General features: G+C 52.0%; 2 tRNA genes and 3 rRNA genes. All 5 read left to right on the top strand.

The features are described from left to right. Window positions 1–136 precede the first annotated feature (136 nt). Window positions 137–1,667, top strand: a 16S ribosomal RNA gene (locus HV798_RS31475). 134 nt (window positions 1,668–1,801) lie between these two features. Beyond that, window positions 1,802–1,878, top strand: a tRNA-Ile gene (locus HV798_RS31470). A 26-nt stretch (window positions 1,879–1,904) separates the two neighbouring features. Beyond that, window positions 1,905–1,980: transfer RNA gene (locus HV798_RS31465), tRNA-Ala, on the top strand. 296 nt (window positions 1,981–2,276) lie between these two features. Then, window positions 2,277–5,161, top strand: a 23S ribosomal RNA gene (locus tag HV798_RS31460). 199 nt (window positions 5,162–5,360) lie between these two features. Further along, window positions 5,361–5,464: ribosomal RNA gene (gene rrf / locus HV798_RS31455) — 5S ribosomal RNA — on the top strand; the annotation flags it as partial.

Below are 5,464 nucleotides of genomic sequence, written 5' to 3'. Positions count from 1 at the left end.
GCACAATGAAATCAAGTGCTCACTAGAAGTGAAGTACCTTAGACGTCAAGTTTAAGAACATACCTCACTTCCTTTGAGTAGCGACGTATGACTCGACCCTTTCGGGGGTTAAGAAATACGAACAAATACAGAGATTAAACTGAAGAGTTTGATCCTGGCTCAGATTGAACGCTAGCGGGATGCCTTACACATGCAAGTCGAACGGCAGCACGGACTTCGGTCTGGTGGCGAGTGGCGAACGGGTGAGTAATGTATCGGAACGTGCCTAGTAGCGGGGGATAACTACGCGAAAGCGTAGCTAATACCGCATACGCCCTACGGGGGAAAGCAGGGGATCGCAAGACCTTGCACTATTAGAGCGGCCGATATCGGATTAGCTAGTTGGTGGGGTAACGGCTCACCAAGGCGACGATCCGTAGCTGGTTTGAGAGGACGACCAGCCACACTGGGACTGAGACACGGCCCAGACTCCTACGGGAGGCAGCAGTGGGGAATTTTGGACAATGGGGGAAACCCTGATCCAGCCATCCCGCGTGTGCGATGAAGGCCTTCGGGTTGTAAAGCACTTTTGGCAGGAAAGAAACGTCATGGGCTAATACCCCGTGAAACTGACGGTACCTGCAGAATAAGCACCGGCTAACTACGTGCCAGCAGCCGCGGTAATACGTAGGGTGCAAGCGTTAATCGGAATTACTGGGCGTAAAGCGTGCGCAGGCGGTTCGGAAAGAAAGATGTGAAATCCCAGAGCTTAACTTTGGAACTGCATTTTTAACTACCGAGCTAGAGTGTGTCAGAGGGAGGTGGAATTCCGCGTGTAGCAGTGAAATGCGTAGATATGCGGAGGAACACCGATGGCGAAGGCAGCCTCCTGGGATAACACTGACGCTCATGCACGAAAGCGTGGGGAGCAAACAGGATTAGATACCCTGGTAGTCCACGCCCTAAACGATGTCAACTAGCTGTTGGGGCCTTCGGGCCTTGGTAGCGCAGCTAACGCGTGAAGTTGACCGCCTGGGGAGTACGGTCGCAAGATTAAAACTCAAAGGAATTGACGGGGACCCGCACAAGCGGTGGATGATGTGGATTAATTCGATGCAACGCGAAAAACCTTACCTACCCTTGACATGTCTGGAATTCCGAAGAGATTTGGAAGTGCTCGCAAGAGAACCGGAACACAGGTGCTGCATGGCTGTCGTCAGCTCGTGTCGTGAGATGTTGGGTTAAGTCCCGCAACGAGCGCAACCCTTGTCATTAGTTGCTACGAAAGGGCACTCTAATGAGACTGCCGGTGACAAACCGGAGGAAGGTGGGGATGACGTCAAGTCCTCATGGCCCTTATGGGTAGGGCTTCACACGTCATACAATGGTCGGGACAGAGGGTCGCCAACCCGCGAGGGGGAGCCAATCCCAGAAACCCGATCGTAGTCCGGATCGCAGTCTGCAACTCGACTGCGTGAAGTCGGAATCGCTAGTAATCGCGGATCAGCATGTCGCGGTGAATACGTTCCCGGGTCTTGTACACACCGCCCGTCACACCATGGGAGTGGGTTTTACCAGAAGTAGTTAGCCTAACCGCAAGGGGGGCGATTACCACGGTAGGATTCATGACTGGGGTGAAGTCGTAACAAGGTAGCCGTATCGGAAGGTGCGGCTGGATCACCTCCTTTCAGAGCTTAAGTGCTCGTGTTAAGCGTCCACTCTTATCGGTTGTTTGATATATAGCTGGGATCGGTTGTGGGCTTGGGTAGAGGGATTCCTCCCTGTGTCCATAGCATCCTGACTACTGATCCGAGAAGGTTTTGGGTCTGTAGCTCAGTCGGTTAGAGCACCGTCTTGATAAGGCGGGGGTCGTTGGTTCGAATCCAACCAGACCCACCAAGTATTTAACGCCAGGCGTTGAATATGGGGGTGTAGCTCAGCTGGGAGAGCGCCTGCTTTGCAAGCAGGATGTCATCGGTTCGATCCCGTTCACCTCCACCATTGATTCTCAAACGGTCACCTGGTGGTGACGTGTAGAGGCTAACTCATAGTGCTGCTGGCAGCCTTATGAGTTAGGTTTTACCTAACAGCTATATTCGTTCTTTAACAATCTGGAAGAAGCACAACGAAATGTACTTATCAAGTACTCGGCGCAAGTCGATGAAGATAAGTACGGGTTGTGATTGCATTATTTTGTTCCAAGTTCTCAAGACTGAAGTGAATAACTTCAGACTGCTTTGAAACTTATGAACGGCACAAACGCTAATACTCAGGTCCTATAGCCTACAGCGTTATAGGATCAAGCGACTAAGTGCATATGGTGGATGCCTTGGCGATCACAGGCGATGAAGGACGTAGTAGCCTGCGAAAAGCTACGGGGAGCTGGCAAACAAGCTTTGATCCGTAGATGTCCGAATGGGGAAACCCACTGCAGCAATGCAGTATCCCTAGCTGAATACATAGGCTAGTGGAAGCGAACCGGGTGAACTGAAACATCTCAGTAGCTCGAGGAAAAGAAATCAACCGAGATTCCGAAAGTAGTGGCGAGCGAAATCGGAAGAGCCTTTACGTTTTAGCATGCAAGATAATCGAACGGAATGGAAAGTCCGGCCGTAGCAGGTGATAGCCCTGTAGATGAAATTTTGTGTGTGGAACTAAGCGTAAGAAAAGTAGGGCGGGACACGTGAAATCCTGTTTGAAGATGGGGGGACCATCCTCCAAGGCTAAATACTCGTGATCGACCGATAGTGAACCAGTACCGTGAGGGAAAGGCGAAAAGAACCCCGGAAGGGGAGTGAAATAGATCCTGAAACCGTATGCATACAAACAGTAGGAGCCTCCTTGTGGGGTGACTGCGTACCTTTTGTATAATGGGTCAGCGACTTACATTCAGTGGCAAGGTTAACCGAATAGGGAAGCCGTAGCGAAAGCGAGTCCGAATAGGGCGATTCAGTCGCTGGGTGTAGACCCGAAACCAGATGATCTATCCATGGCCAGGTTGAAGGCACGGTAACACGTGCTGGAGGACCGAACCCACTAATGTTGAAAAATTAGGGGATGAGCTGTGGATAGGGGTGAAAGGCTAAACAAATCTGGAAATAGCTGGTTCTCTCCGAAAACTATTTAGGTAGTGCCTCAAGTATTACTGCGGGGGGTAGAGCACTGTTATAGCTAGGGGGTCATGGCGACTTACCAAACTATGGCAAACTCCGAATACCCGCAAGTACAGCTTGGGAGACAGAGCACCGGGTGCTAACGTCCGGACTCAAGAGGGAAACAACCCAGACCGCCAGCTAAGGTCCCGAATTATCGCTAAGTGGGAAACGAAGTGGGAAGGCATAGACAGTCAGGAGGTTGGCTTAGAAGCAGCCATCCTTTAAAGAAAGCGTAATAGCTCACTGATCGAGTCGTCCTGCGCGGAAGATGTAACGGGGCTAAGCGATAAACCGAAGCTGCGGGTGTGCACTTTTAGTGCACGCGGTAGGAGAGCGTTCTGTAAGCCTGCGAAGGTGGCTTGTAAAGGCTGCTGGAGGTATCAGAAGTGCGAATGCTGACATGAGTAGCGATAAAGGGGGTGAAAAGCCCCCTCGCCGTAAGTCCAAGGTTTCCTGCGCAACGTTCATCGGCGCAGGGTGAGTCGGCCCCTAAGGCGAGGCAGAGATGCGTAGCTGATGGGAAACTGGTTAATATTCCAGTACCGTCGTACAGTGCGATGGGGGGACGGATCGCGGAAGATCATCAGGGTGTTGGATGTCCCTGTTGCTGTATCGAAGATGGCGCTTAGGCAAATCCGGGCGCGTAAATCAAGGGTATGGCACGAGCGAGCATTGCTTGCGAAGTGATTGGAAGTGGTTCCAAGAAAAGCCTCTAAGCTTCAGCTGTACGAGACCGTACCGCAAACCGACACAGGTGGACGGGATGAATATTCCAAGGCGCTTGAGAGAACTCAGGAGAAGGAACTCGGCAAATTGATACCGTAACTTCGGGAGAAGGTATACCCCGGTAGTGTGAAGCGCCTGCGCGCTTAGCATGATGGGGTCGCAGAGAATCGGTGGCTGCGACTGTTTATTAAAAACACAGCACTCTGCAAAGACGAAAGTCGACGTATAGGGTGTGACGCCTGCCCGGTGCCGGAAGGTTAAGTGATGGGGTGCAAGCTCTTGATCGAAGCCCCGGTAAACGGCGGCCGTAACTATAACGGTCCTAAGGTAGCGAAATTCCTTGTCGGGTAAGTTCCGACCTGCACGAATGGCGTAACGATGGCCACACTGTCTCCTCCTGAGACTCAGCGAAGTTGAAGTGTTTGTGATGATGCAATCTACCCGCGGCTAGACGGAAAGACCCCATGAACCTTTACTGTAGCTTTGCATTGGACTGTGAACCGGCCTGTGTAGGATAGGTGGGAGGCTTTGAAGCGTGGTCGCTAGATCACGTGGAGCCATCCTTGAAATACCACCCTGGTTTGTTTGCGGTTCTAACCTTGGTCCGTTATCCGGATCGGGGACAGTGCATGGTGGGCAGTTTGACTGGGGCGGTCTCCTCCCAAAGTGTAACGGAGGAGTTCGAAGGTACGCTAGGTACGGTCGGAAATCGTGCTGATAGTGCAATGGCATAAGCGTGCTTGACTGTGAGACTGACAAGTCGAACAGGTGCGAAAGCAGGACATAGTGATCCGGTGGTTCTGAATGGAAGGGCCATCGCTCAACGGATAAAAGGTACTCTGGGGATAACAGGCTGATACCGCCCAAGAGTTCATATCGACGGCGGTGTTTGGCACCTCGATGTCGGCTCATCTCATCCTGGGGCTGTAGCCGGTCCCAAGGGTATGGCTGTTCGCCATTTAAAGAGGTACGTGAGCTGGGTTTAAAACGTCGTGAGACAGTTTGGTCCCTATCTGCCGTGGGCGTTGGATACTTGACGGAGCCTGCTCCTAGTACGAGAGGACCGGAGTGGACGTACCTCTGGTGTACCGGTTGTCATGCCAATGGCATTGCCGGGTAGCTAAGTACGGAAGAGATAACCGCTGAAGGCATCTAAGCGGGAAACTCGTCTGAAGATTAGGTATCCCGGGGACTTGATCCCCCTGAAGAGTCGTTCGAGACCAGGACGTTGATAGGTCGGGTGTGGAAGCGCAGTAATGCGTTAAGCTAACCGATACTAATTGCTCGTGAGGCTTGATCCTATAACACTGATGGTTATGACCTGGTGGTATAGCGTTCCAAGTGTCGTTCAATACAAAATCTGGCTGCACCGTCAGCAGCCAGCCAACACCAATTACACCCCACTGTGCGTGATCATCGAGCCAGTCTCTGATCACCACACGTTGCGCTTCTTCCAAGATTGGAGTTGTTGCCCTCAAAGCAATAACTCAACCAGTTACGCCTGACGACCATAGCAAGGTGGTACCACTCCTTCCCATCCCGAACAGGACAGTGAAACGCCTTTGCGCCGATGATAGTGGACGGACGTCTGTGAAAGTAGGTCA

The organism is Achromobacter deleyi (assembly GCF_902859705.1).
In the GTDB taxonomy this organism is placed as follows: domain Bacteria; phylum Pseudomonadota; class Gammaproteobacteria; order Burkholderiales; family Burkholderiaceae_B; genus Achromobacter; species Achromobacter deleyi.
The sequence above is the reverse complement of the archived record's forward strand: the minus strand, read 5'-3'. Positions and strand labels throughout refer to the sequence as shown.